We start from the raw sequence: 23729 nt of genomic DNA, 5'->3' as shown, positions 1-23729 counted from the left end.
GGTTTTTGTTCGTGGGGTGCACACCCCGGGACGTGATACCCGGCACGGACGCGTATGACGTCGCTATCGAGATCCCGGACGCCGACATCGAGCGACTGCTGTCGGTGATGCCCGAAGACGTCGAGGCCGCGTCGGCGCTGTCCTATTGCCGGAACGTGTTCCTGCCGCTGACGACCGCCTGCCGATACACCTGCACATACTGCACGTACTACGACCCGCCGGGGCAGGCGGAGCTGATGGACCCCGAGGAGATCCGGGAGACCTGCCGCCGCGGGGCTGACGCCGGCTGTACCGAGGCGCTGTTCACCTTCGGCGACGATCCGGACGACCGCTACACAGCGATCCACGACCAGCTCGCCGAGTGGGGCCACGACTCCATCCACGAATACCTCCGGGAAGCCTGCGAAATCGCCCTTGAAGAGGGATTGCTCCCGCACGCGAATCCGGGCGATCAGACACGCGAGCAGATGGCCCACGTCGCCGACCTGAACGCCTCGATGGGCGTGATGCTAGAGACGACCACGGACGTACAGGCCCACGGCGGCCCGCGAGCCAAAAGTCCCGGTCAGCGACTCAATACCCTCCGGGTGGCCGGCGAACTGGGCGTGCCGTTCACGACCGGTATCCTCGTCGGTATCGGCGAGGACTGGCACCACCGCGCCGAGAGCTTGTTCGCCATCCGCGAGATGCACGAGCGCTACGGTCACATCCAGGAAGTCATCGTCCAGCCCGTCGTCGAGAACGAGCGCTGGCAGGGCGGCTCTCCCGATCTGGCGACGATGCGCCGGGTGACGGCGATGGCCCGCGCGGCGCTTCCCGAGGAGGTGTCCGTACAGGTCCCCCCGAACCTCGCGCCCGCCCGCGACCTGACCGACTGCGGCATCGACGACCTGGGCGGCGTCTCCCCGGTCACGGTTGACCACATCAACCCCGAGTACGAGTGGCCCGCGCTGCAGGAACTGACGGCTGTCGCCGACGCCGCCGAGGTGCCACTGACGGAGCGACTGCCCGTCTACGACCGGTTCGTCGACGACGGCTGGCTCTCGAAGCCCATCGAGGCGGCCATCGAGGCTGACGACGAGGCCGGCGAACGGTTCCGGTCGATACTGGACCGGGGTGTGAATCCAGTGACGCTGTGACACTGGCGATCAGCCCCTCAGGTAAACGGTCAGCGCGGCCAGAACAGACACCCGAGATCAATCACCTAGTCGTCTAGGCGATATCTACACAAACGCTGGCGGACCAATATGTATCATGCCTGGGCGTGCCTCTGACAGCAGTGCCAGGCGAAATACTCTACCACGTTGACCACGGCCAGTGCCCAGCCGTGGTCCACTACTTTACTCGAGCAACGGCGTTCCGTCAGCCTGTGGCCCGAGTTGCGGGCCGAGTACGTCGGCGTCGGGATCGATGACGCGGCGCTGTTCGTAGTCCGTCGATCGCTCGACGGGCGTGCGGCCGATGGCAGTGATCATATCGGCGTACTCCTGAAACGAACGGAACTCACCGTAGTCGCCGCCGGCGCGTTTGGTGATCTCCTCAGAGAGAATAGTTCCCATGAAGTCGTCGGCACCGCAGGTGAGCATCTTCAGCCCTTGCGTGTCGCCGTATTTGACCCACGAGGCCTGGATGTGGTCGACGTTGTCGAGGAAGAGCCGCGAGACGGCGATCAGCAGTTCGTCCTCGTCGATGGTCGCGCCACCGTCGACCATGCCACGCTCGTACAGCGGCGTTTCCTCGTGAACGAATGATAGCGGGACGAACTCAGTGATCGCCCCGGTCCGGTCCTGCAGGTCGCGGATGCGCTGCAGGTGCAGCGCGCGGTGGCGCTCGTTCTCGACGTGGCCGTACATCATCGTCGAGGTCATGTCGAGGCCGACCGACGCGGCCGCCTCCATCGCTTCGAGCCACTCGTCGGTGCGGATCTTCCCCGGACAAATGACGTCACGGACCTCGTCGACGAGGATCTCTGCAGCCGTACCCGGAACGCTGTCGAGGCCGGCGTCTTGCAGTCGGCCGAACACCTCCTCGTAGGACCAGTCGGTGCCGCGGCGGGCGTGATAGGCCTCTTCCGGCGTCATCGAGTGGAGGTGGACATCGCCGACGTTCATTGCACTGAGTTGCTCGCAGTAGGTAGCTGGGTCTTTCTCGTACTCGTCGGGCGAGCGGTAGTTCAGGTCCCCGCGGTCGCTCGTCTCCAGTATCTCTCTGTGTTCGTCGTCCAGCGCGAGGGCGGGGTGGAGTCCCGACACCGAACAGACCTCGTAGATGCCCCGGTCGAGGGCGTCCTGTACGATTTTTCGGGATTCACTCGGTGTCTTGGTGAAGCCGCCATGGTCCTCCTGATAGTCGCTCCGGAACTGCTCGGAGCGGTCCTTGAAATTACAGAACAGACAGCCCGTGTTGCAGGCCGTCGTGACGTTGTTGTTGAGGTTCGCGACGAAGGTGACCTCGTCGCCGACGACCTCCGCCCGGCGTCGGTCAGCCGCTTCGAGCACCTGCTCTTTCCGGTCGTGGTCGATGCCGTCCCGATCGGTGCCCGTGGTCAAGAGTTCGACGGCGTCGTCGACTGTCAGTCGCGTCCCGTTTCTCGCCTTGGCGAGCGCGTTCTCGAACGACTGCTCAGTCGTCGGACGGTGCTCGAACTCAGTAGAACCGTCCGGAGTACCGACGGTCTCTGGGACGTCCGGCATTGCTGGACAGGAGGGAAAGAACGGTCAAAAACGTATGGGTACGCACATGGTCCACAAGGTCGACAGGTCCCCGTGTTCCGGCACACAAGCGACTGCAGTTACGCCATCAGGTCGGCAATACGCCGCCGACCCAGCCTGCAGTCTCGACGACAACCCAGGCGACGAAAGCCGCGTATGCGCCGAGTAACGCATAGGATTCGGGTTCGCTCAACACGAGGTCGGTCCGGAGAACAGTAAACAGGAGAATCGTCGCCCCGGTCAGGACGCCGAACATCGGCACGGCCATCGCGAAGTCGACGGTCCACGTGCCTGCAATGAGAACGCCAAGCGGGATGGCGACGAGCAAGTCGAACGTGTTCGACCCAAGAACGTTCGCGAGCGACGTGACCCCGCGGTCGTCGCGGGCTGCCCTGACACTGACGAGCGTGTCGGGGAGGCTCGTCGCCGCCGCCAGAATCGTCACGCCGAGCAGGAACTCCTGAACGCCGGCGGCCCGACCGATGACCCTGACGGCGTGGACGAGGTTTTCCACAGCCACGAGAATGACAGCCAGGCCCAGCAGGAGGAAGAGCCACTGCCGCCCAACAGAGATGCCGGCGGTCCAGTCGTCTCCCGGATCGTGGTCAGCTGTGTCCTGGTACTGGATGAAGACGTACAGCCCGTAGAGCGCGAGCGGAATCGCCGCCAGCGGCCGCGTGATGACGCCCGTGAGCGTCGCCTCGCCGGGGTAGTAGATGACCGCAAGCGCCATCGTGATGAGCAGGACTGAGACGGCGAGCATATAGAACTGCGCCTCCTTGTAGACGAGCGTCCGACTCGATTCGAGTTCGTCATCGGTCGCGACGCCCGCGGCTGCGGGGATGACGAGGACGTTGAATATCGCTGAACCGACGATTGCGCCGACGCCAAGCGGCATCGACCCGCCAAGTGCCGCGACGACGACAGTCGCGAGCTCCGGGAAACTCGATCCGACGGCAACGATAATCGCGCCCTGAACGACTTCCGGGAGACCGTAGTACGTCGCGAGCCGTTCACTCGATGCTTCGAGCCAGTCGCTCCCTTTCCAGATCGCGACCGTCGCGGCGACGATGATCGCGGCCTCGACCAACAGACTGGAAGCCATCAGCCGGTCAGTCGACAGCCCGACAGAAAACGTTGCCTTCCGAGCGCGAGTGATACTGCCGGCTGTAAGTCTGGAAAGAATTTCGCTACCGCGAATATCTTACAATAGTTACAGCCAACAGTATGAGAAACGTCTTTGTCCCCGGCCCGAAAGGCGGGCACAATGACGAGCGTCAAGGAATTCCGCGTGGACGAACCGGCGACGGCTGAGGGGCTCGGCCGCGGCGCGTTCGTGTTCACGGACGACTACTCCGTCTTCGACTGGGGGAAGATGCCGGACCAGATCCCCGACAAGGGCGCGTCGCTGTGTACGATGGGCGCGTACAACTTCCAGCTACTGGAGGAGAACCACGTCCCGACACACTACGAGGGCGTCAGGCTCCCCGGCAGCGACGAGGTACTCGACCTCGGCGAGGCGCTGTCGGCCGACGCCGCCCCCGAGGAGATGGTTATCGAACTCACACAGGTCCCGGACCTCCCCTTCGAAGACGGGAGCTACGACTACGACGCCTACCACGCGGGGGCCGACGAGAACTACCTCATCCCGCTGGAGATCGTCTTCCGGAATCGAGTCGGTGTCGGGTCGTCGCTGCGGTCCCGGACCGAGCCGGCCGACCACGGCCTCGACTACGACACCTGGCCCGACGAGGTCGTCGACCTCGACGAGCCCATCGTCGAGTTCTCGACGAAATACGAGGAGCAAGACCGCTACCTCGACCGGGAGGCAGCCGACCGGATCGCCGGCACGGCAAGCATCGATCGCCTCGAAGAACTGGCCCGTGCGGTCAACCACATCGTCACCGAGCAGGCCGCCGAGGCCAACCTCGTCCACGAGGACGGGAAAATCGAGTGTCTGTACTACGACGGGGAGATCCGCGTAGCCGATGTGGTCGGTACGTTCGACGAGAACCGCTTCTCCTACGAGAGCCAGCAGGTCTCGAAGGAAGTCATCCGCCAGTACCACAAGCGAACCCAGTCCGCGTGGGTCGAAGCCGTAAGCGAGGCTAAACAGCAGGCCGACACTGAGGGCGTAGCCGACTGGAAAGCACTCTGTGATGAGTCGCCGCAGCCGCTCGACGAGGACGTAATCCAGGTCGCGCGGGACCTCTACTGCGCCGGCACGAACGCCTACGTCGGCGGCGACGTGTTCGACGCGCCGTCGCTCGACGATGCCGTCAGCGCCGCTGGTGAACTCTGAGAGGTTTAAAAAGATAGCGCGTTTTCAGTCGTCAGCCTCGATCTCACCGTCGTCCTCGGCGACGAACTCGCCGAGGCCGTCGATGGGACGGTCGGGGTTCAGCTGATCGAGTTTTTCCGGTGCGCCGAGCTGGGCCGAGGTCTCCTCGGGGTCCCGAAGCTTCGTCCGGCCGCGGTGGACGTTCACTTCGTCGTTGAGATGGAGCTGGATAGCCTCGATGAGCGCCTCGGCTTCCAGCGGCTGGCCGATCTGCTGGAGTTCCTCTTCGGTGGCATCGTCAGGGACATTGAACGCGCGCTGGGTGATGATTGGTCCCTGATCCAGATCCGTCGTCACGTAGTGGGCCGTGACGCCGGCGATGCGGACGCCCTCCTCAATGGCCTGCATGTACGCCGACGCGCCGGGGAAGGCGGGCAGCAGGCTCGGGTGGACGTTGATGATGCGGCTCTCGTAGCGGAAGACAACATCGGGCGAGAGGATACGCATATACCGGGCCAGCGCGATGAGGTCGGCGTCGTACTGCGCGAGCAAGTCGAGCAGTTGGTCCTCATCCGGCGTCCCCTTCTCGTCGCCGATGTCGTGGAACGGAACGTCGTACTTGTCTGCCAGCGGTTCAAGGTCGTCGTGGTTCCCGATGACCACCTCGATGTCGGCCCCGAGGTCGCCGTTGGCCCACGCCTCGAACAGCGCCTCCAGACAGTGTGACTCCTTCGTGACGAGGACGGCGATGGTCTGGGTCTCGCGGTCGGCGGGGAACCGGACCTGCACGTCGACGCCGAGTCCGTCACCGAGTTCGGTGAGGTCTTCGCGGAGTTTCTCCTCCGTCGTCACCATCTCTGACGTGTCGACGCGCATGGTCATCCGGAAGACGCCCTCCCGGACGGCCTGGTCGAGGTCCTCGATGTTGATGCTGCGCTCGAACAGGAGCGAGGTCACTTCGGCGATGAGGCCCGTGTCGTCCTCACCGACGACCGTAATCTCAGTCAGATCGCGAGTCACGATACCCACCTCCGGACAGCGTCGTGATTCATTTGACGCAGAGTCGGCAGTCCCACGGCAAAAGCCTTCGTTTTCCACCGAGCGTGGCCACCAACCCTTTGTGTATCAGTCGGTGTATGTACGGCAGTGATGAGTGATTCGCCGACGGTTCTCTGTGCGCAGCCGGACGCTGACGAGCGCGCCGAGACGGCCGACGCACTTGGCGACGCCGGACTCGCAGTCGAGGGAGTTGGGTCCCTCGATACGTTGACCGCAGCACTTGACCGGTCGGTCGACTGTGTTGTGACGGCCTTCGATCTCCCGGATGGGGACGGGTTCGACGTGGTAGACGCCGTTCGTTCGGTGAACCCGGCCTGTGTAGTGATCCTCTATACCGAACACGCACCGTCGGATCTCCCCCGTGGCGGTCCCGAACAGGTCGTCGAATACGTGCCGCGGACGGTCCCGGAGTCCCGGGAGCGGCTTGCGGATGTGGCTGCCATGGCTGCCGCCGAGGTAACGCAGGCGGCCTATCCGGTTCCGGAGACCGAGTCAGAGCGGCTGTCTGCCGTCCAGCGGTACGACGTCGACCAGCTGGCGGCGATCGACGCGTTCGACCGGCTGACGGCGCTCATGGCCAGCCACTTCGACATCGACGTGGCCTTCGTCGGCCTCATGGACGAACACGAGGAGCGGTTTGTGGCGTGTGAGGGAGCCAACTGGCGGACCCTCGCCCGCGAGGACACCATCTGTACCCACACAATTCTCTCAGACGAGACGATGGTCGTCGAAGACACCCACGAAGACCCACGCTTCGCCGAGGTCGACGCGCTGAAACAGCTCGATATCAGGTCCTACGCCGGCGTCCGAATCGCGGACCAGGAAGGCAACGCGATCGGTGCCGTCTGTTGCACCGACGGCGAGCCGCGGCGCTACACGCAGACAGAGCTAGACGACCTCCAGCGGTTCGCCGACGAGGTTGAGGAACAACTGCTGTTGCGACGCCGGCTGCCGGGGGATGCCTGATGGCACAGCGACAAGACGACCGATACACGTTCGACGGCCTGCCGCTGAATCCGGTCAAGCCGGGGACGAGCCTGCTCGTGACCGGCCCCGTTCTGAGCGGCGCACGGGAGATGGGACTGCGACTGCTCTGTAGCTCCGACGCTGACGGCGGAACCGTCCTCGTTGCGACAGACAAGGATGCCACAACGATGTTGGCGGACTTCGAGCGCCACGGCGGCGTGCTCGACCGCGAGCGAGTCCGCGTCATCGACTGCGCACAGGAGAGCGGCGACCTGCCGGAAGACAGCGTGTCGGCAGTCAACACGCCGGCGGACCTGACCGGCATCGGTATCGAGTACTCCGGCCAGTACGAATCGACGTACGCCAGCGGCTACACGCGGGTTCGGACCGGGATCATCACGCTGACGCCGTTGCTCGTCTACAGCGACGACGTCAGGGCGGTGTACCGGTTCCTCAACACGATCACCGGCCGGATCGGAACTGCGGACGGGCTGGGTATCTGCGTACTCGACCCGAACGCCCACGAGGAGCAGGTCGTCGAAAGCGTGGCACAGTTCTTTGACGGGCGGGTCGACGTTCGCGCCGACCAGGGTGCCCTCGATCTCCGGGTGGCCGGCCTGCGCGACCAGCCGACCAACTGGACGCCGGTCGGGACGTGACCTGTCGGGAGAACACAAGCGTTTTCTCCGCTGCCCGCTCGCTTGCCAGTAATGACTGCCTTTACCGCGACCGTCACAGTCCGGCTCAAGCGGGGCGTCCTCGACCCCGAGGCCGAGACGACACAGCGCTCACTGGAACGGCTCGGTTTCGATCTGAACGACCTCCGCTCGGCGGACGTGTTCGAACTGGATCTCGACGCCGACAGTGCCGACGACGCGGCCGAGCGCGCCGAGGAGATGGCCGAGCGGCTCCTCGCGAACCCCACCATCCACGACTACGACATTGAGGTGGCACAGGCAGAATGACCATCGCCTCGAAACTGACGGCAATTGTCTGTTCCCACACGGGGTGGCTCGCGTGACCATTGCCGTCATCCAGTTCGGCGGCTCTAACTGCGACCGCGACTCCGTACAGGCGCTGGAGTCGCTGGGCGTCGATGCCGACCTTGTCTGGCATGAAGACGGGCTTCCCGAGGATGTCGAGGGCGTCGTCCTCCCCGGTGGCTTCTCCTACGGCGATTACCTCCGTGCCGGCGCGATGGCCGCCCGCTCGCCGATCATGGCCGAAATCCGCGAAGCCGCGAGCGAGGGAACGCCGGTACTGGGCATCTGCAACGGCGCACAGATCGGCTGTGAGTCGTCGCTGACTCCCGGCGCGTTCACGACCAACGAGAGCGCCCGCTTCCAGTGTGAGCACGTCCACCTGCGCGTCGAGAACGCCGACACGCCCTGGACCAGCCAGTACGAGGACGGCGAGGTCGTCGAACTCCCGATCGCTCACGGCGAGGGTCGCTACGAGATCACCGACGAGCGTCTGGATGAACTCGAAGCCGAGGACCGGATCCTGTTCAAGTACTGTGACGAGGACGGGACTGTCACACCCGAGGCGAACCCGAACGGCTCGAAGCACAGTGTGGCCGGTGTCACCGGCGAATCTGAACACGTCGCCGTCATGATGCCCCACCCGGAGCGGGCGACACTGTCGGACCTCGGCCGGACCGACGGCCGCGGCGTTCTCACGGGCTTCGCTGACTAGCGTTCGCGAACCAGACTGTTACTGTGGCGGTTTCATACTCGACTGGAACGCGTCCGAACAGCCGCGGGGCTATCCGGGTTTGTCTCAAAGGGGAAGGGACCAGCGGAGCGTGTGACATAGTCCGGCGGTCCCTATCTCGGCCTTGGCGGTCAAGCCGTATAAACACACGCGTACCGGAGTGGAAGTGTAATATACCGTTACAGTCGGCGAGTACGCCGATCGGAGCCAGCCGACCCACAGTGATGTAGTCGATCCGCCTGGAATGTCAGTCCGACCGTGTCGCCGACTGACGGCGGGTCGTCGGCGAACGCGTCGATGGTGACATCGTCAAACGAGAGCGTCACTCTGCTGGTCGCGTCTTCGCGGACGACCCGTTCAACGGCGGCCTGGATATCACCTGAGTCGTTGATCGTGATAGCTTCCGGTCGTATCGCAGCGTGACCGTCGCCGTCACTCTCTGCCGGGGAGCTCCCGTTCAGCAATCGGCGCAGAGACGGGGCTGACGAGAGTTCGACAGTGTTGGCACCGGTGAACTCAGCGACCATCGGCGAAGCGGGTCGTTCGAACACCTCCTCGGGCGTTCCGGTCTGAACGATTCGGCCGTCGCACATCACCGCGATCCGGTCGGCAAGCGCCCTGGCTGTCGTTCGGTTATGTGTGACGTACACTGAGGTCACGTCTTCGAGCACGTCTGCCAGGTCGTCTCGCAGCGTCTGTCGTGTCGGGACATCTAGCGCTGCGAGTGGCTCATCAAGCAGCATGACCCCCGGCTGGATAGCAAGCGCCCGGGCGAGCCCTACTCGTTGTTTCTCCCCGCCCGATAGCGTCGGCGGGTATCGGTCCGAGAGATGACTTACCCCCAGCTCTGTCAGCAGCGCATCGGGATCGCCCGTTTCATCGTGATACCGGGTTCCGTAGGCTACATTCTCCCTGACAGTCATATGAGGGAAGAGGGCGTAGTCCTGAAACACGAATCCGAAGTCGCGTCGCTCAGGCGGCAGGTCGGTGAGTTGACGGCCGTCAGACGCGACGAACCCGTCATGTTCGTGGAATCCAGCCACGGTTTCCAACAGGAGCGTCTTACCGCTACCGCTCGGTCCTAAAATCACGACGCTCTCGCCCGGTTCGACTTCGATTTCGGCGTCGACGATGAACGCCTCGGCTCCATCGGCCGTGAACGTCGCCTCGACGGCGGCGGTTAGTCCGTTCATGGCATCCCTCCGGTGGCCGAGTCATCGTCGGTGAGATACCTGACGATGAGGAAGATGACGGCCGAGACGGCCAACAACAGGAACGCGACGGCACCACTCTCCGCAAGCCCGCCCTGAAGGTAGGTGTTGTAGACGAACACCGGGGCGTGCTGGGCAGTGACCTCGCCGCCTTCGGGCGGGTAGAAGAACGACACCGAGTAGGCGACGACGGCGACCGCACCGAACTCTGAGACGGCGCGAGCCCAAGCGAGCACACCACCAGTGACCATCCCACGGAAGGCCAGCGGCCCAGTGACGTGACGGAACGTCGCCCACTTGTTCGCGCCGTGGATCCGCGACGCGTATTCGAGTCGGGTGTCGATAGCCTCGAACGACTCCCGGGTCGCGTTCACGGCGTAGGGGGCCGAAACGAACGTCATCGCGAGCACCATCCCGACCATCGTCCCGAGCACGGAGAACTGCGGGAACGCACCGCCTTTCCCGAACCCGAACAGGATGAGGATGCCCGCGACCGAATGCGGGACGACCAGCGGGAGGTCCACGAGGCTCTCGACGAACGGTTGCCCCGGAAACCCCTCGGCGAGCAGATGTGCCAGTGGGACACCGAGGACCAGGCTGAGAACGGCCGCCAACAGCGGCCCGTACACCCCGAGGTAGAGAACCCGATGGACGCCCGGGTCCGCCGCTTTCTCGGCGACGAGTGAGGGGTTCTGCCGGGCAACGAAGAGGAACAGCGGGAGTCCAAGCGCGACCGTGAGAATGCTCCCGACAGTCGCCGTTGCGACAGTGAACGAGGAGCCATCGAGATAGTACGCGGTGACGGCAGTGCTCCCGACCATGAAGTACGCGTACCAAGTCGGTCGTCCGTAGGTGTAGGCCGCAACGAATGCGACCGCCTGTAGCGCGATGAAGGCGGCAACGAGCGGCCGGGTGCCGACGCGTTCGCGGCCGAATCGTGGGTCCGTTTCAGTTGCCATCGTACGGTATCTCGTGTTCGTAAGCTCTCGACCGGAACGGTGCGACCACTTACAGCTCCAGCGGACCGAGGTTGCTCTGCGCGTTAGCGACGTTCATCACGCGGTCAGGGACGGCGTCTTCCCCGCTGGCCGGGACGACGATGGGATCGACCGGGACAAGCCCCTTGTCCTTCAGTACCGTACGGCCCGCGTCGCTCGCGAAGTACTCCACCCACTGTGCCCCGCGTCCGGGCGCCTCCGCGACGTTCGGGACCGTCATGCCGTAGGCGATGGGCGCACCGGTGAACGTCCCGCTTCCGGTCTCGACCTCCGCTTTCGCGTAGTGTTTCGCGTACTCGCTGGTCGCCTGTGAGAGGTCCACCTCCGGCTGCAGGTCGATGAACGGCTTGTCGGCCGTACTGGAGATGGACTGATAGTAGAACACGTAGTCCAGTTCGCCGGACTCCAGTTGGCCTTCGAGGTTCGTCTCCGTACCGGTCGGCACTACGGAGTTGTCACGCAGGGCCTGGTAGGTCGACTCGTCGTAGAGGCGCTCCCCGTTGAACTCCTCCTTGCCGAGTTGCTGTGTCATGACCGCGCGGTAGCCGCCGGGGTCGACGGCCGGGTCGGAATGCCCGATAGTGATGTCGTCGCGGGTCAGCACCTCCCACCAGTTGTCCTTCGAGATATCACCCGCGCCGGGTGAGTCCTCGCGGTACTGTATCGACATCGAATTCGTCGTGAAGATCGCGTACCAGTCCCCGAAGTCCGGGAGAATACGGTCGCGGATCAGGCGGAAGTCAGACGTGCCCAGCACGTCGGCCGATCGGCCCTGCTGTGTGATTTTCTGTGTCGACGCGACCGACCCCTTCGCTTCGCGGTTGACATCGACGCCGTACTCGTCCTCGAACGACGGTTCGGCTTCACTGAACGGTGGCGCGAGGCTCCCTGCGTGGAATATCGTCATCGAATCCCCCATCGACGACTCGGTCATCGCCGACTCGGTCATCGAATCCGTCCCGTCGGCCGTGCCACCGTCCGTATCTGTGGCACCGCCTGATTCACCGTCGCCGCCGTCGTTTCCACCACCGCTACAGCCCGCGAGCGCAGTCAGCGTGGCCGCGCCGGCCCCAGTCAGAAACGCTCTCCGGGTCGTTCGTCGTCGCGAGTTGCCGCGTGCGGTGTCGGAGTTCGGTCGTTGTGTCATGAGCGATACTTCCCGTTCAATCGTGATAGTCATAAAATCTTTGAACACACTCCGTCTGGCGTTCGTATGGATGCGACTGCGGACGTCGAAGTACAACTGGAGCAGGGCGACGTGGCGCTGACCACCCGTGACCGGACGCTCCTGCAAGCGGTCGCCGCCCACGGGTCACTGAACGCCGCCGCCGACGCGCTGGGCCGGTCGTACGCGCACGCCCAGCGCCGCATCGTGGAGCTTGAAGACGCGTTCGGTCCGCTGGTCGACCGCAGTCGCGGTGGTAGCGGGGGCGGCGGCAGCGAACTGACGACCGCTGCCGAGCAACTGCTGGCCCGCTTTCAGCGACTGCAAGCCGAGTTCGACGGGGTGGCAACGACAGCGGAGACAGTCCTCCAGGGGACGGTCGTGGACCGGGACGGCGAACTGGCGACCGTCGAGACGCCGCCGGGGACGGTCCGGGCCATCGTCGACACCGAGGCGGGCCCCGGCGACGCGGTGGAAGTCGGCATCCGCGCCGATACGGTGACGCTGAACGCACCGCACGAAGCTCCCGAACCAGCGGGGACGAGTGCGAGAAATCAGTTCGTCGGCAGCGTCGAGCGTATCGAGAAGGGGACCTCTATCGCGCTGGTCGCACTGACAGTCGACCCGGACATGACGCTGTCGGCGCTGGTGACTGACACGAGCCTCGATAAACTCGACATCACCACAGGCGCGGAGCTTGTCGCCTCGTTCAAAGCAACCGCAACCGTCGGCGTCATTCCCGCTATCGAACAGTCGGGGCCGGATGAGTCATCGTAAGCAAGTGGCACGAGGTGGTACCAGAAGTAGCCTCAGAGACCCCAGCCGGACGGCAGCAGGTCGGATTGGCAGGCACTGCAGGCGACCATCCCATCGTCGTCGATACACTGCCGCCGTTCACCGCACAGGTCACATTCCGTGACTGTCCCGCGTGTATTGAAACTGCGCCTGTCCTGGTCACCGTTCGGGGTCATATCGAACAGTATTATGCGCGAAAGACGGATAAGCGTTGGTCGACAGCCCGTCACACGGTCTCTAGTGCTCGAAGTCCCTATCGAGCGAGCGGGAGCGAGTAGCTACGCTCGCGTTCGATGACGGCGTCCCACGTCGCCTCGCACTCGCAGCTCACCTGCTCGAACACCGACGGGTCCTGCCGGAGGTCGAAGTCCTTGATAGCGCGCTGGACTTTGTCGTCACACTCACCACAGTTGTGCGGGCCGCGGTCGCTGCCGTGGCCGACCGGGTCCGAGACGACGATGACATCCTCGTCGGCGGTCGACTCCAGCACCTCGGCGACCGACCAGAGCCACGGCGGCCGGTAGCCGCCGTCGTGGTACAGTTCCTCGACCATCGTGTAGCGCTGGACGTTACAGGGGTTCATCGAGACGGTGTGACAGCCGTCGACGGCCGCACAGCGTCGCACCGACCGCTTCATATCCTCGACGGCCTCGGCTTCGGAGAGGAACGGCGGCTTCATCAGCAGGTACGCCTTGACGCCAGCACCGGCGGCCTGCGCCGCCTCGGAGGCTGCCTCGAAGTCGGCAAAGTCGAAGTACTTGTTCACGCAATCGTGGCGGACGCGGTCGGTCGCCGTCTCCAGGCCGACCGCCACGTCCGTCTCTAGGCCCACATCGACGAAGTCGCCGACAGTCTCCTCGTCGACGAAGTCCGGCAGCGACTCAACGACGATTCGCTCGCGGTCCGCGAAGGTTTCGGCGATAGCCTGCCGCGTCTCCGCCGGGACTTCGCGCTCGTCAAGGAAGCTCCCGGAGGTGTAGATCTTGATGAGGCCGCTCTGCTCGTCGCTGTTCTCGCTCTCGTGGTCCAGACAGTGCTGGATCTGTGCCATCAGGTCCTCGTGGGCGACGGTCCCGCCCTCGACGCTCTCGGCGACGTAGCCACACATCGTACAGCCGCCGGCGCGTGCCCACCGGCAGCCGCCGGTGTTCAAGATGATAGTCAGGCTCTGGTAGACACCATCGGGTGTGTTGTCCTCGTCGAGCCATACACGGGTCGGCTCGCGAGGGTCGTACGTGGAGTCGTTGCGCGACCGGATGTCACGCATCACGGAGTTGTGGGCGTCCATGCCCTTGCCCTCCTCGTAGACTTCAGGACTGGGCTTGCTCATTGGGGCGAGGTAGCCGATGAGTGCGTAAAGCCGCTTCGTTACTGCCGGGATTGTGGGCCGGTTTGGTCGGAAAGTGCACCGGTTCGGTGGGCCACGAGCCACGCCACCCCGGCCAGCGCAGCCCCGACGGAGTTAGCGAAGAAATCAGCGCCGCTCGTCCCGCGCGAGGGGACGAAACCTTGAACCAATTCCACACCAGCCCCGTAGCAGATAGCGAGTGTCACGAGTGCTGCAACGGTCATCACATCGCGGGCCCGCCGACCCCACGCGAGCAGTACTGCCAGTGTCCCGTAACTCGCCGCGTGAACCCACTTATCTAGCGCGAAACCGAGGAGTGCGGGGGCCTGCTCGCCCACCCCTTCGGGAACCGGGAGAAGCGACGTGACCAGTACCAACAGTGAAAAGCCGACCGCAGGGAGGTAGCGGCGGAACCCCGATACGTCCATAGTGGCGGTTCTTCCGTTCGATAGATAAGTCGCGTGGTCAGGCGACAGCAGTACCCGACACCAGAAGACCGTACTACTGCTCGTCGACGTGGCGCATCTGGACGGCGATACCGCGCGTCGAGGACTGCATCTCCGGGCCGCTCATCTGCGCGCGACCGACGCCGAAGGCCGCGTCGCCCTGAATAACCACGTCGTCGCCGACGCGGATATCGTCGCTGGCGTCGGTGATGCCCGGCGCAAGCACCGAGCCGTGGGGGACGAACGGCTCGATTTCGACAGTTTTCGTCGGTACGTCGCTCTCGACCCAGCGACGCGCCCCGGCAGTGGTCAGCGAGAGGACGCCGTACTGCTGGGCCAGCGCCGCCAGCTGCTCCCCGTCGGCGTCGTCGGCGCGCAGTTGTGGATACCGGCCCTGCGTCGAGAGGTCGTCGAACAGTTCGTCGCCAGCGCCTTCTCCGAACTGGTAGTCGGCGACGGCGCGGATAGTGTTGTGTTCGCGTTCCCGTTTCGGATAGCGGTCCCAGCCCTCCAGTTCGGCAGCGAGGTTGCCCAGCGAATCCGCTGTCGTCGGGTGGTCGGTGACGGTGTAGGTGAACTCCCGGTCCAGCGAATCGGCCACGCGCTCGCAGATGTCGCGGTAGCCTTCGCCGGGTACGTGGGCAATAATCTCCGGGTAATCGGTGCCTTCTAAATAGCGTTCGAGCACGCGGCTGACGAACTCGATCTCGGTGGCGGTCCAGTTGCCCGTCACCACCGAGTCGTAGTGCTGTGCGGGGTAGGTGAGTTCGAGTTCCTGTGGCACGACGCCGATGGGCGAGGTCATCGAGACGACGTGGGCGCGCCACTTGATGGCGTCGTGGTACTGTTTGTGGCTCTGTGAGTCGCTGTAGGGCTTGCGTGCGGAGCAGGGGACCAGCACGAGCGGCCGGTCATCGAAACGCGGCACGTAGCGGTCGGTGACCCGCTCGGCGAAGCGCTGAATCTCGACCCGGCGGAGCGAGTCGTCACTGGCCGCCGAGAGGTCGGCCCGCCGAATGAGCGGCGTTCGCTCCTCCAGATAGCTGTACTGCTGGTCCAGCCGTCGGAACGTCGCGGTGAGCCAGTTGTCCTGTCTGGCCTGTCCCTCGACGTAGTCTCGAAGGCGACCGTCGCGGATGCGGCGGCGGACGCGCCGGAGTTCCGCAGCGAGCGCGCTGACGTTGTGTTCGACGCAGTCCTGCCGGTCGAACTCCTCGCGTGGCTGCTGGCAGGCCGGACACGCACACGGCAGTTCATCGAGGTCTTCGAGGAAGTACGCCTCGTCGGTCGTGAGATATCGGCCCTCGGTGCCGCGGATGACAGCGCGGTCGGGGTCCACGAGGTCGACACCGGCATAGACGAGCGTCGCGACGTTTCGCGGCGTGGCGACGCCGGGCAGGTAGAGCGCGGTGTCAGCGGGGATACGCTCCCGGACAGTGGTGACGGCGTCGACGAACGCTGACGCGTGCCTGACGTAGCCGGGCGCACCGGCGAGCACGTAGGCGTCACTGCCGTGGTCGGCCGCAGTATCGGGCGAGACGACGGCCGCGCTCGGGAACGTGACATCTGGATAGTCGACGGCGAAGGCCTCGGCGACCTCGTCCGGGGTGCCGGCGGGGAGTCCCCGGTGGGGCAATACGGTGAGCAGCGACTCGTCACCGTCTGGGGCGTCTCGCTCGGTGGACCAGCGGCTTCCAGCATCATCAAGGACATGTCGACAGTTGCCCGGCGTCTCGGTGTCCACGTCGTCGACCAGCGCCGGCGTCGTCACGGAGTCGGCGAGGCGTAACTCACCCACTCGCGCGGCGCTGTCGCGCTCGTGGACCTCGAAGTAGTCGGTCATGCAATGGCGTCAGCCACGCGCGACCAACTATCTTGCCTTTGTGCCAGCAGCGGGTTCAGTGGCAACCGGGGGTGTTTCGACACCACCGCAGCCTGTTATAGTCGATAACTATCGGTTTGCGGGTATGGTGAGGCGGTCGCTATCGACTGATTAGCTGGACCCTAACTAAATCTATCGAGGGTGACTGACTGCCCGTGCAGCGACAGACACGACGAGACGTGTTGCTCGCCCTCTCGGGAACAGCCGCAGCGCTGGGGGGCTGTTCGACCGGCCTCACCTCGGGAGATCCTAGTGCGAGGGCCGCGTCAGACGAGACGGAGCCGACACCGATGGAACAGGTATCGGAGTCGACAACGGAAAGCAGGCCCGCGATGTTCGTCCATCTCGACACACTAGCTGCGATACAGTCCCGTGTCGAGGACGGCGACAGCCCGTGGACAGGGGCCCACGAGGCATTCATGGACGATGTCCGTGACGCGATGGCAGCGGACCCGGAGAGTGTCACGGACAACGGCGACGGTCACGAGTTCAAGACGAAAGGGCCGAAAGATCCAGCGGAACGCAAGGACTACGTCGCCGCCATCAGGACAGGGGACCGGATCCGTGACCTCGGCCTCGCCTACCAGTACACCGGCGCGGACCAGTACGCCGAGAAAGCAATCGAGCTGCTGGACCACTGGTTCCTGCGTTCGGAGACATACATGGCTCCGGTAAAAACGAACAGCATCGAACAGTTCATCACGCTCCCGAAAATGTGGTGGGGCGCGGAACTCGTTCGTGGCCACGAGGCGTGGAACGACGACAGCGTCGGCGCGGAGGCCGACCTGCAGGAGTGGGTCCGGACGTTTCTGGACGACGTGGGGCATAATATTCCGACCGAAATGGGCCAGCAGAACATCTTCAACTGGCAGGAGATGACCCACGCCGCCGGTTCCGTGTATCTCCGGGACTGGGACCGGTTCCGGAAGGCCATGCAACGGAACCGTGAGACCGGCTTCAACCAACTCCGCGAGGACGGCCTGCTGGAGAACGAGATCATTCGTGCATCGAGCCTCGCATACTCGCTGTATGCGGCGAAGGCACTAGTCACCGCCGCGGAACTCAGTCGACTCTATGCCGACAAACTCGATGGCCCCACCCTGTACGAGTACCAGAAGTTCGATGGCGACAGAAGGGCGATCGAGCGGATTCTCGACGCCCACGCACCATACGTGGGTGACCCAGAGGCCTGGGAAGCGATGGGCGAGGGCGACCCCGACCGGTTCGTCAATAATGACGGCTTCCCCGCCAGAAAACAGGAGTCGGCGTCTTCGCTGTACGAGGTGGCCTACTCGTACTACGAGAAAGACACGTATCTGGAAGCGCTCAAACAGAGCGGACAGCCGGTGAAGAACGTCCCGACGTACGTCTCGGCGCAGCAGGCGGCAATCGACAACCCCGATCGACCGCATCGGGACGAACGCATTCTCGGCTGGACGACGTTCACACACGGTGAGCGGTTCCGACTTGATCTGTAAACAGCATCCTTCGCAAGAAGACGGTACACCGCCACGCTTTGGATGGCAGCGGCTTCAGGTCTTGTATGGATGTTGTCGTAACCGGTGGCCGGGGACGTTCCGGTCGCTGGATCGTCGACCGCCTCGCCGGACCGCACGACGTAACAGTATTTGACCGCCAACTACCAGACGATGGGGGCCATCCGGCAGTCGGATACCGTGCCCTTGACCTGACAGACGCCGGGAGCGTCTTCGACGCGCTCACCGCCATCGACCCCGACGCGGTGGTCCACTGGGCGGCAATCCCGGTAGCCGGGAACCACCCCGGGGTAGACCTGTTCCAGAACAACACACTGGCAGCACATAACGTCCTCTCGGCGGCCGGCCGCGTCGGCGCTGACGTGGTACAGGGCTCTTCAGATGGCGCGTACGGCTTCTTTTTCGCCGAGGAGACCCCTCTGCCGGACGAACTCCCGATTACCGAAGGGCACGCGTGCAGGCCAGAGGACGACTACGGGCTCTCGAAGGTCGTCACAGAGGAGATCGGGAAGACGATTGCGCGCCGAGACGGCATCTCTGTGGCGTCGATTCGCCCCTCGTGGATACAGATTCCGGGTGAGTACCCCTGTCGAGACGAGGAGTACGTCGACGACCTTGCGGCCGGGGCGGGTAACTACTGGTCGTACGTTGATGTTCGAGACGTGGCTGACCTCGTCGAGGTTGCGCTCACCGGTGAGGTCGCCGGCCACGAGGCGTTCAACTGCGTCGGCCCCGACAACGCACTGGGCAGACCGCTTGTCGAACTCATGCGCGAGCAGTACGGGAGTGTTCCGGACGACTGCACGGTCAAGGGGAACGCCGCGGCGTATTCGACAGCCAAAGCCACAGCGATGCTGGGCTGGGAGCCGACCCGTTCCTGGCGAGAGGCGGCCGACGAAGACGTAGACGTGCCGACGGTCTGACTGCCGACAGTCGAACAGGTGAACCGTCAGTCGCGGGCGTGCAGGTCACGCAGGCGAACGCTATCGGGCACGCGGTCGAGCGCCGTCGCCGGCCAGTCGTCGTGGACTAGCGTGAAGGACACGTCGGGGTGGAGTTCGACCAATCGTCTGACCCCCGTCGCTGCGGCTTCGTAGGCCGCTCGGTCGGTTCGGTCGGGCGTTTCCGCAGTCAGTGGATAGGTATCGGCGAGTTCGCGCGGATACGGACCGAACGGGGGCAGAACGCCCCAGCACTCGTCGTACTGTGCACTGGAACTGCCTTCGGTCAGCAGCACCTCCTCGCCCTCGACCGGGAGGCGCTCCAGCCGGTCCTGATGGCGTCGGACCTCGGGCCGGCGGGCGCTTTCGTTCGAGGTGTAAAAGAACGCGTCCTTCGAGACCGGGTCGGTGCGTTCGAGTTGCTCGGCGTGGTCAAGCAGCGCGCGGTAGCCGTCGAGCATGGCCGGATGGCCGCGAGCGCGACTGTCGACCAGTTCCATGAGGTTGCCCGAGCGAATCGCCTGTTTGACCGTCCGAATCTCGCCGTATGTGACGTGGAGATTGTGACGGGCGAGCAGTTCCTCGCGCGTGTCGGCGTCCATCGCGTCGAGCTCCGCCGGCGTGTGGTCAGTACAGACCGGGCAGTGGCACGGGAAGTAACTCAGTTCGTCAAGCAGTTCCGTCCCCTGCACCGTGAGATACCGGTCGTCGCGGGCGTACAGCGCGTAGGCCGCCGAGTCGAACAGGTCACAGCCCAGCGCCGCCGCCATCGCGAACATCATCGGGTGGCCCGCACCGAACAGATGGACCGGGCCGACCTCTCCCAGCCCGCGCTTGCAGGCCGCGACAACATCCGCGAGGTCAGCATAGCGGTACTCGTTCATCAGCGGGACGACAGCTCCCAGCGGAAACACGTCAAGTCCGGTCGAGACGGCGTCTGCAGCAGCGCGCTCCCGCAGATCCGGGTAGGTCGCTCCCTGAACCGGCGCGCTGACGAGCATCTCGCCGGTGTCGACGGTAGCAGCGTGCTCAAGCCGTTCCTGTGTCGTTTTGAGCTCCTCGGTCGCCCGCTCACGGTCCACATCCGGCGGCGTCGGGATATCTACCGGCGTGCCGATGTCGGAGCCGATCTCGTGCTGGAACTCCAGAATCTCCTCGGTGGTCACGTCGATGTCGCCGTACTCAGCGAGCTGGAAGGACCCGGAGTCGGTCATGATAGCCCCGTCGAACCCAAGCAGGTCGTGGAGGCCCTGCTCCAGCACCGGCTCGCGGAGGTCGTCGGAGCCGTGCAGGATGTAGCTGTTCGTGATGAGTATCTCCGCCCCGAACTCCGACGCCAACGTGTCCGGTGCGACCGTCTGGACGTGCGGATTGACCACCGGCAGGATCGTCGGCGTCTCGACGGTGACGCCGGCCCGTGGCACCGTTAGCTCGCCCAGCCGGCCCGCTGCGTCGTACTGGCGGACCTCGAAATTCGTCATTACACGTCGTCGTCGGTCGGCGGGCCTAAGGGTTGTGTTCCCCCGTGGCTGGCCGTTCGTCGCTGGCGGAAGCCGGGAGCGGCGGTGGGGCCGAGCGACGTGCCGGCCGGCACAGCGCCGCTATTCGTCGGGCTGTTCTGCTCCGCCGGGCACCAGTTTTCGCTCGGGCCGGTGGACGGTCCCGGAGTCCTCGTCGGCGACGTACGCCTGTGACGTTCGGAACATAGCAACCACTTCGCCGCGGGACCCGTAGGCGTCCTCGACAAGCCGTTCGAGCAATTCAGCCCGCGAAACCGGCTGGCCGGTCCGACGGCGGACGGCCGCGCGCAGTTTATCCAGCCGGCGTTCCGTCTGTTCGTCGAGTGCGATCGAGGCCATGTGTTGAATGGTACCATTCCACAGGTTTTCAAACTGTCGTCAGCTCAGCGCTCGAACAGGGCATAGTACATGATACCTACGGCAGACCGACTGTCACGGAGCGTGCCGTCGCGCACTGACTGGACCAGCGAGTCGAAGTCGGCGGTGTCGACCCGGATCGACTCGTTGTGGTCTAGATTCTGGTCGGCCGTCGCCTCGCATCCGCGTGCGACGTAGTAGTGGAACACGTAATCGGTGTTGCCGTTGGCCGGTTCGCCCGTGTAGAGGTGGTCGAGCGACCCCGCTTCGTAACCGGTTTCCTCGCGGAGTTCGCGAGCGGCGGCGGCGCTTGGATCGTCGTCTTCATTTTCCATCGTCCCGGCAGGCAAGCCGTAGTTAACCCGGCGGACTGGCTGTCGCCACTCCTCGATAACAACTACGTCGCCGTCGGCGGTGAGCGGGAGCACGATGACGCTCTCACCGTGCTGTACGTAGTCGAACTTATCCTCCGTACCGTCGGGCAGGCGTACGTCCTCACGGACGACATCGAACCCCGGACAGGCGTAGGCGGTTTCGGCATCGAGCGTCTCCCAAGCGAGTTCCTCGTCCATACCGGAAGTGTAGGCCCCACCGGCAAAATCAGCACGGGTACTTACAGTTTGTCGGCGGCCAGAGCCTGCTCGGTCCGCCGGTCTGCCTGTTCGAGGCGTTTCCGGGCCGCGTTCGACAGTGGGTCCGAGAGGTCGTCGCTGGCCTCCTCGATTCTGGCCGCGACGCGTTGGAGTCGATCAGCGACGGCCTGAAGTTGCTTGTCAGCGTTCCCGCGGTCACCGGCCTCGGCGCGTTCCGTCGCCCGCCTGGCGGCCTCAACGACAGCCGCAAGCGCCCGTTCGAGGCCCTGGATAGCGTTCTCGGAGCGACCGCCGCTCCCGGGGTTGTCATCATCGGTGTCACTGTCGTCGCCGTCGTCGTCCATCTCTGCACGCACTGATTGCTGCGTCTCCTCGGCGATATCGACGAGGAACGACGCCAGCGACGCCTTGCCAGTCTGGGGCTGTTCGATCTGTGCGGCAGTGTCGGCCTCGGGGTCCGGATTCACACGGAACGCACCGATCTCGTCGTCGCGGTCCCGGACCTCCGTCGTGTACGCGCCGCCGCCGTGGACGTACACAGCGTCGGGTTCCGAGAGCGGGGCGTCGTACAGCCGGCCGGCGAAGTCGTCCTCGACGGCGAGGTCAGTGAGGTCACTATCGGCTCCCGATGGGTCGACTTCGAGACGGGTGGCGTTCTCCCGGGCGACGAGTGGGACCTCGCCGTCGACCCCCGCTCTGGTCGGCCCCTCGGTCTCGCTCGTTTCAGGGACCGACACTGACTCGCTGTGTGGTGCGACACCGGCCCCGTTGACGGTGAACCGGTGTTCGCCCGCAGGCACATCCTGAACGACAGCCAGGCCCGAAAAGGTCGGGACGGCCTCGGGGTCGCTCTCCAACAGAGCGACGGACTCGACGGTCGTGTCCTCGGTCGTGAGCCCTTCGTTGGCGGGGGCGTCGTCGTTCGAGACAGCTTCCGAGAGGCTGGCAACGACGGTCCGTATCTCCGCTGGTGCCCCGATGGCGTCGTAGCGCTCGGCCAGCGCCGCCCGGTGGTTCGGCTCGGAGACGTCCGCGGCGGGGTTCTCGTACCGTGGCTGGTCCCAAGGCGCGCCCGTCGTCGTGATGTGGCCTGAGACGGCGTCCTCGGCGAACTCGGGTACGGCGAACTCGAAGCTCAACTGCGGGCCGATGAAATCGGCGATGTGTTCCAGTTCGCTGCTCGGCACGAGGTCGTATTCGATGTCCGGGTCGGCTTCGCCGCGGTCGGTGTGCTGGAACACGAGTCCCGTCTCCCGCGTCGGCAGGTCCGACGGCGGTTCGGTGAGGCTGTCGAACGAGCGGACGGTGAGTGACTCCGAGATGAGGTCCTCGCGGCTGACCGACGGCAGCCGCTCGTGCTCGTACAGCGGCGCGCCCTCGTACTCCGGAACAAGGTACGGGAGCCGGGACCCCTCGTCTCGCGGGAGCCCGTAGGCGACGGGGATCTCCGCGAGGTCCTCGATGGTTTCGACGGCGCTGTTCGTGATATCCGCGAACTGGTCGCCCTCCGGCAGCCGGGTGAAGCGGTCGCGGACGTCGTTGACCGACAGCGCGCTGGAGTGTGACCCCAGTTCCGTGAGGATGCGCGGGACCATCTCCGGGTCCGGGTCGAGGAACTCGTTGTTAGGTACTTTCCGGGAATGGGAGCTGGCGACGTACAGTTGCGGGTCGCCAGTCTCCGTGTCGACGAACACGTGGAGGACCTCCCAGTCGTGCCAGTGGAAGTTCGTCGTGAACTGGTCGAACGCCGAGTAGAACCAGAACTGGACGACGACGAGCGGGGAATTCTCGTACTCGACAACGTTGTAGAACGCCGTCGGGTCCGGCGGGTCGCCGTCGCTCATCCGCTCGTGATACCCGTCGAAGGCGTCGAATCCGTCAACGACGGTCTCGCCGTCCTGTTCGCTGGTGTACGGCCGCGGGTCCGTCGGGAACCACGGCTCCGCCCGGTCGAAGTACAGCGTCGGTGCGAACCGTCGGGCGAGTTCTTCGGCTCGCTCGCCCTCGACTGTCGAGGCCGCGTCGTCGCTTTCGCTTTCGAGCGCCGAACAGCCGGCGACGGATGCGAGGCCGGCTCCGGCGACCGTCTGCAGAACCGCACGACGGGACAGGCTTTCCCGGTCGGTCATCGATCCCCCGTCGCTTCGGTGCGTCGTCGGACAGCGTGACCCGTCGCTGTCTCCGAACCCAATAATTCCATACATCATTCAGCGAACCGCGGAGGAAAACCCTTCTGGCAGTCTCCAA

The 23729-nt window shown here is 64.7% G+C and carries 23 protein-coding genes; 9 read left to right on the top strand and 14 right to left on the bottom strand.

All coding sequences use genetic code 11. The features are described 5' to 3' along the window. Positions 1–32: 32 nt before the first annotated feature. A complete protein-coding gene (gene cofG / locus ACYJ11_RS09315) occupies positions 33–1139 on the top strand; it encodes a 7,8-didemethyl-8-hydroxy-5-deazariboflavin synthase subunit CofG (protein ID WP_461647583.1) in 1107 nt (368 codons plus the stop codon). A 201-nt stretch (positions 1140–1340) separates the two neighbouring features. On the opposite strand, the gene cofH is transcribed toward cofG, so the two are convergent. Then, positions 1341–2693 (bottom strand): 7,8-didemethyl-8-hydroxy-5-deazariboflavin synthase subunit CofH, encoded by a 1353-nt coding sequence (cofH, locus tag ACYJ11_RS09310; protein ID WP_461647582.1) that lies wholly within the window; start codon positions 2691–2693, stop codon positions 1341–1343. Positions 2694–2799: 106 nt separating this feature from the next. Then, positions 2800–3816 carry a sodium:calcium antiporter gene (locus ACYJ11_RS09305; RefSeq protein WP_461647581.1) on the bottom strand — a complete coding sequence of 339 codons (1017 nt, stop codon included), beginning with the start codon at positions 3814–3816 and terminating at the stop codon, positions 2800–2802. Positions 3817–3978: 162 nt separating this feature from the next. Between ACYJ11_RS09305 and ACYJ11_RS09300 the strand changes: the two genes are divergently transcribed. Then, positions 3979–5013 (top strand): phosphoribosylaminoimidazolesuccinocarboxamide synthase, encoded by a 1035-nt coding sequence (locus ACYJ11_RS09300; protein ID WP_461647580.1) that lies wholly within the window; start codon positions 3979–3981, stop codon positions 5011–5013. 24 nt (positions 5014–5037) lie between these two features. Here ACYJ11_RS09300 and ACYJ11_RS09295 read toward each other — a convergent pair whose 3' ends face one another. Beyond that, positions 5038–6021 (bottom strand): formyltetrahydrofolate deformylase, encoded by a 984-nt coding sequence (locus tag ACYJ11_RS09295; protein WP_461647579.1) that lies wholly within the window; start codon positions 6019–6021, stop codon positions 5038–5040. A 120-nt stretch (positions 6022–6141) separates the two neighbouring features. Here ACYJ11_RS09295 and ACYJ11_RS09290 point away from each other — a divergent pair, with 120 nt between their 5' ends. From ACYJ11_RS09290 to purQ, 4 genes are read left to right on the top strand one after another with little or no spacing between them, the layout of a single operon-like run. Next, positions 6142–7017 (top strand): GAF domain-containing protein, encoded by an 876-nt coding sequence (locus tag ACYJ11_RS09290; RefSeq protein ID WP_461647578.1) that lies wholly within the window; start codon positions 6142–6144, stop codon positions 7015–7017. After that, positions 7017–7676, top strand: coding sequence for a DUF7504 family protein (locus ACYJ11_RS09285; RefSeq protein ID WP_461647577.1), 660 nt, complete (start codon positions 7017–7019; stop codon positions 7674–7676). Before ACYJ11_RS09290 ends, ACYJ11_RS09285 begins: the two co-directional genes overlap by 1 nt. 51 nt (positions 7677–7727) lie before the next feature. Further along, positions 7728–7982, top strand: coding sequence for a phosphoribosylformylglycinamidine synthase subunit PurS (gene purS / locus ACYJ11_RS09280; RefSeq protein WP_005536073.1), 255 nt, complete (start codon positions 7728–7730; stop codon positions 7980–7982). 52 nt (positions 7983–8034) lie between these two features. Beyond that, a complete protein-coding gene (purQ, locus tag ACYJ11_RS09275) occupies positions 8035–8712 on the top strand; it encodes a phosphoribosylformylglycinamidine synthase I (protein WP_170098502.1) in 678 nt (225 codons plus the stop codon). 197 nt (positions 8713–8909) lie between these two features. On the opposite strand, the gene ACYJ11_RS09270 is transcribed toward purQ, so the two are convergent. The 3 genes from ACYJ11_RS09270 to ACYJ11_RS09260 are packed head-to-tail and all read right to left on the bottom strand — an operon-like array spanning position 8910 to position 12086. Next, positions 8910–9923 (bottom strand): ABC transporter ATP-binding protein, encoded by a 1014-nt coding sequence (locus tag ACYJ11_RS09270; RefSeq protein ID WP_461647576.1) that lies wholly within the window; start codon positions 9921–9923, stop codon positions 8910–8912. After that, positions 9920–10900: an ABC transporter permease gene (locus tag ACYJ11_RS09265; protein WP_461647575.1), complete on the bottom strand. Its 981-nt coding sequence runs from the start codon at positions 10898–10900 to the stop codon at positions 9920–9922. Before ACYJ11_RS09265 ends, ACYJ11_RS09270 begins: the two co-directional genes overlap by 4 nt. 49 nt (positions 10901–10949) lie before the next feature. Further along, entirely contained in the window at positions 10950–12086 is a 1137-nt protein-coding gene (locus ACYJ11_RS09260) for an extracellular solute-binding protein (protein WP_461647574.1), read from the bottom strand. Between the two features lie 66 nt (positions 12087–12152). Between ACYJ11_RS09260 and ACYJ11_RS09255 the strand changes: the two genes are divergently transcribed. Continuing rightward, positions 12153–12881: a TOBE domain-containing protein gene (locus tag ACYJ11_RS09255; RefSeq protein WP_461647573.1), complete on the top strand. Its 729-nt coding sequence runs from the start codon at positions 12153–12155 to the stop codon at positions 12879–12881. A gap of 32 nt (positions 12882–12913) precedes the next feature. Here ACYJ11_RS09255 and ACYJ11_RS09250 read toward each other — a convergent pair whose 3' ends face one another. The 4 genes from ACYJ11_RS09250 to arcS form a co-directional block, all read right to left on the bottom strand. After that, positions 12914–13075, bottom strand: coding sequence for a hypothetical protein (locus ACYJ11_RS09250; protein WP_167320814.1), 162 nt, complete (start codon positions 13073–13075; stop codon positions 12914–12916). Positions 13076–13152: 77 nt separating this feature from the next. After that, the gene (locus ACYJ11_RS09245) at positions 13153–14229 is read right to left on the bottom strand and encodes an archaeosine biosynthesis radical SAM protein RaSEA (RefSeq protein ID WP_461647572.1); all 1077 of its coding nucleotides are present in this window, start codon (positions 14227–14229) and stop codon (positions 13153–13155) included. Positions 14230–14267: 38 nt separating this feature from the next. Further along, positions 14268–14675, bottom strand: coding sequence for a VanZ family protein (locus ACYJ11_RS09240; RefSeq protein ID WP_461647571.1), 408 nt, complete (start codon positions 14673–14675; stop codon positions 14268–14270). Between the two features lie 73 nt (positions 14676–14748). Next, on the bottom strand, positions 14749–16536 hold the full coding sequence (gene arcS, locus ACYJ11_RS09235; RefSeq protein ID WP_461647570.1) for an archaeosine synthase subunit alpha: 1788 nt from the start codon (positions 16534–16536) through the stop codon (positions 14749–14751). Between the two features lie 371 nt (positions 16537–16907). Here arcS and ACYJ11_RS09230 point away from each other — a divergent pair, with 371 nt between their 5' ends. Beyond that, a complete protein-coding gene (locus ACYJ11_RS09230; protein ID WP_461648427.1) occupies positions 16908–18053 on the top strand; it encodes an alginate lyase family protein in 1146 nt (381 codons plus the stop codon). A 65-nt stretch (positions 18054–18118) separates the two neighbouring features. Further along, positions 18119–18994, top strand: coding sequence for an NAD-dependent epimerase/dehydratase family protein (locus ACYJ11_RS09225; RefSeq protein ID WP_461647569.1), 876 nt, complete (start codon positions 18119–18121; stop codon positions 18992–18994). A gap of 26 nt (positions 18995–19020) precedes the next feature. On the opposite strand, the gene tgtA is transcribed toward ACYJ11_RS09225, so the two are convergent. The 4 genes from tgtA to ACYJ11_RS09205 all read right to left on the bottom strand — a co-directional run bounded on the left by tgtA (position 19021) and on the right by ACYJ11_RS09205 (position 23611). Continuing rightward, positions 19021–20493, bottom strand: coding sequence for a tRNA guanosine(15) transglycosylase TgtA (gene tgtA, locus ACYJ11_RS09220; protein WP_461647568.1), 1473 nt, complete (start codon positions 20491–20493; stop codon positions 19021–19023). A gap of 120 nt (positions 20494–20613) precedes the next feature. Continuing rightward, the gene (locus ACYJ11_RS09215; protein ID WP_461647567.1) at positions 20614–20871 is read right to left on the bottom strand and encodes a hypothetical protein; all 258 of its coding nucleotides are present in this window, start codon (positions 20869–20871) and stop codon (positions 20614–20616) included. A gap of 44 nt (positions 20872–20915) precedes the next feature. Continuing rightward, positions 20916–21461, bottom strand: a complete 546-nt coding sequence (locus ACYJ11_RS09210) for an NUDIX hydrolase (protein ID WP_461647566.1) — start codon at positions 21459–21461, stop codon at positions 20916–20918. Between the two features lie 41 nt (positions 21462–21502). After that, on the bottom strand, positions 21503–23611 hold the full coding sequence (locus tag ACYJ11_RS09205) for a hypothetical protein (protein ID WP_461647565.1): 2109 nt from the start codon (positions 23609–23611) through the stop codon (positions 21503–21505). Positions 23612–23729: the final 118 nt, after the last annotated feature.

Source organism: Haloarcula sp. H-GB5, assembly GCF_054850705.1.
Note: the sequence above shows the minus strand (reverse complement) of the source record. Positions and strands in the feature narration are given on the sequence as shown.

Coding starts and splice junctions, on each gene's coding strand:
- ACYJ11_RS09260 (WP_461647574.1), bottom strand. CDS start 12,086: ATGACACAACGACCGAACTCCGACACCGCACGCGGCAACTCGCGACGA.
- purS (WP_005536073.1), top strand. CDS start 7,728: ATGACTGCCTTTACCGCGACCGTCACAGTCCGGCTCAAGCGGGGCGTC.
- ACYJ11_RS09255 (WP_461647573.1), top strand. CDS start 12,153: ATGGATGCGACTGCGGACGTCGAAGTACAACTGGAGCAGGGCGACGTG.
- ACYJ11_RS09290 (WP_461647578.1), top strand. CDS start 6,142: ATGAGTGATTCGCCGACGGTTCTCTGTGCGCAGCCGGACGCTGACGAG.
- ACYJ11_RS09210 (WP_461647566.1), bottom strand. CDS start 21,461: ATGGACGAGGAACTCGCTTGGGAGACGCTCGATGCCGAAACCGCCTAC.
- ACYJ11_RS09225 (WP_461647569.1), top strand. CDS start 18,119: ATGGATGTTGTCGTAACCGGTGGCCGGGGACGTTCCGGTCGCTGGATC.
- ACYJ11_RS09305 (WP_461647581.1), bottom strand. CDS start 3,816: ATGGCTTCCAGTCTGTTGGTCGAGGCCGCGATCATCGTCGCCGCGACG.
- tgtA (WP_461647568.1), bottom strand. CDS start 20,493: ATGACGAATTTCGAGGTCCGCCAGTACGACGCAGCGGGCCGGCTGGGC.
- ACYJ11_RS09240 (WP_461647571.1), bottom strand. CDS start 14,675: ATGGACGTATCGGGGTTCCGCCGCTACCTCCCTGCGGTCGGCTTTTCA.
- ACYJ11_RS09230 (WP_461648427.1), top strand. CDS start 16,908: ATGTTCGTCCATCTCGACACACTAGCTGCGATACAGTCCCGTGTCGAG.
- ACYJ11_RS09300 (WP_461647580.1), top strand. CDS start 3,979: ATGACGAGCGTCAAGGAATTCCGCGTGGACGAACCGGCGACGGCTGAG.
- arcS (WP_461647570.1), bottom strand. CDS start 16,536: ATGACCGACTACTTCGAGGTCCACGAGCGCGACAGCGCCGCGCGAGTG.
- ACYJ11_RS09285 (WP_461647577.1), top strand. CDS start 7,017: ATGGCACAGCGACAAGACGACCGATACACGTTCGACGGCCTGCCGCTG.
- ACYJ11_RS09245 (WP_461647572.1), bottom strand. CDS start 14,229: ATGAGCAAGCCCAGTCCTGAAGTCTACGAGGAGGGCAAGGGCATGGAC.
- ACYJ11_RS09215 (WP_461647567.1), bottom strand. CDS start 20,871: ATGGCCTCGATCGCACTCGACGAACAGACGGAACGCCGGCTGGATAAA.
- ACYJ11_RS09250 (WP_167320814.1), bottom strand. CDS start 13,075: ATGACCCCGAACGGTGACCAGGACAGGCGCAGTTTCAATACACGCGGG.
- cofH (WP_461647582.1), bottom strand. CDS start 2,693: ATGCCGGACGTCCCAGAGACCGTCGGTACTCCGGACGGTTCTACTGAG.
- ACYJ11_RS09205 (WP_461647565.1), bottom strand. CDS start 23,611: ATGACCGACCGGGAAAGCCTGTCCCGTCGTGCGGTTCTGCAGACGGTC.
- ACYJ11_RS09265 (WP_461647575.1), bottom strand. CDS start 10,900: ATGGCAACTGAAACGGACCCACGATTCGGCCGCGAACGCGTCGGCACC.
- ACYJ11_RS09270 (WP_461647576.1), bottom strand. CDS start 9,923: ATGAACGGACTAACCGCCGCCGTCGAGGCGACGTTCACGGCCGATGGA.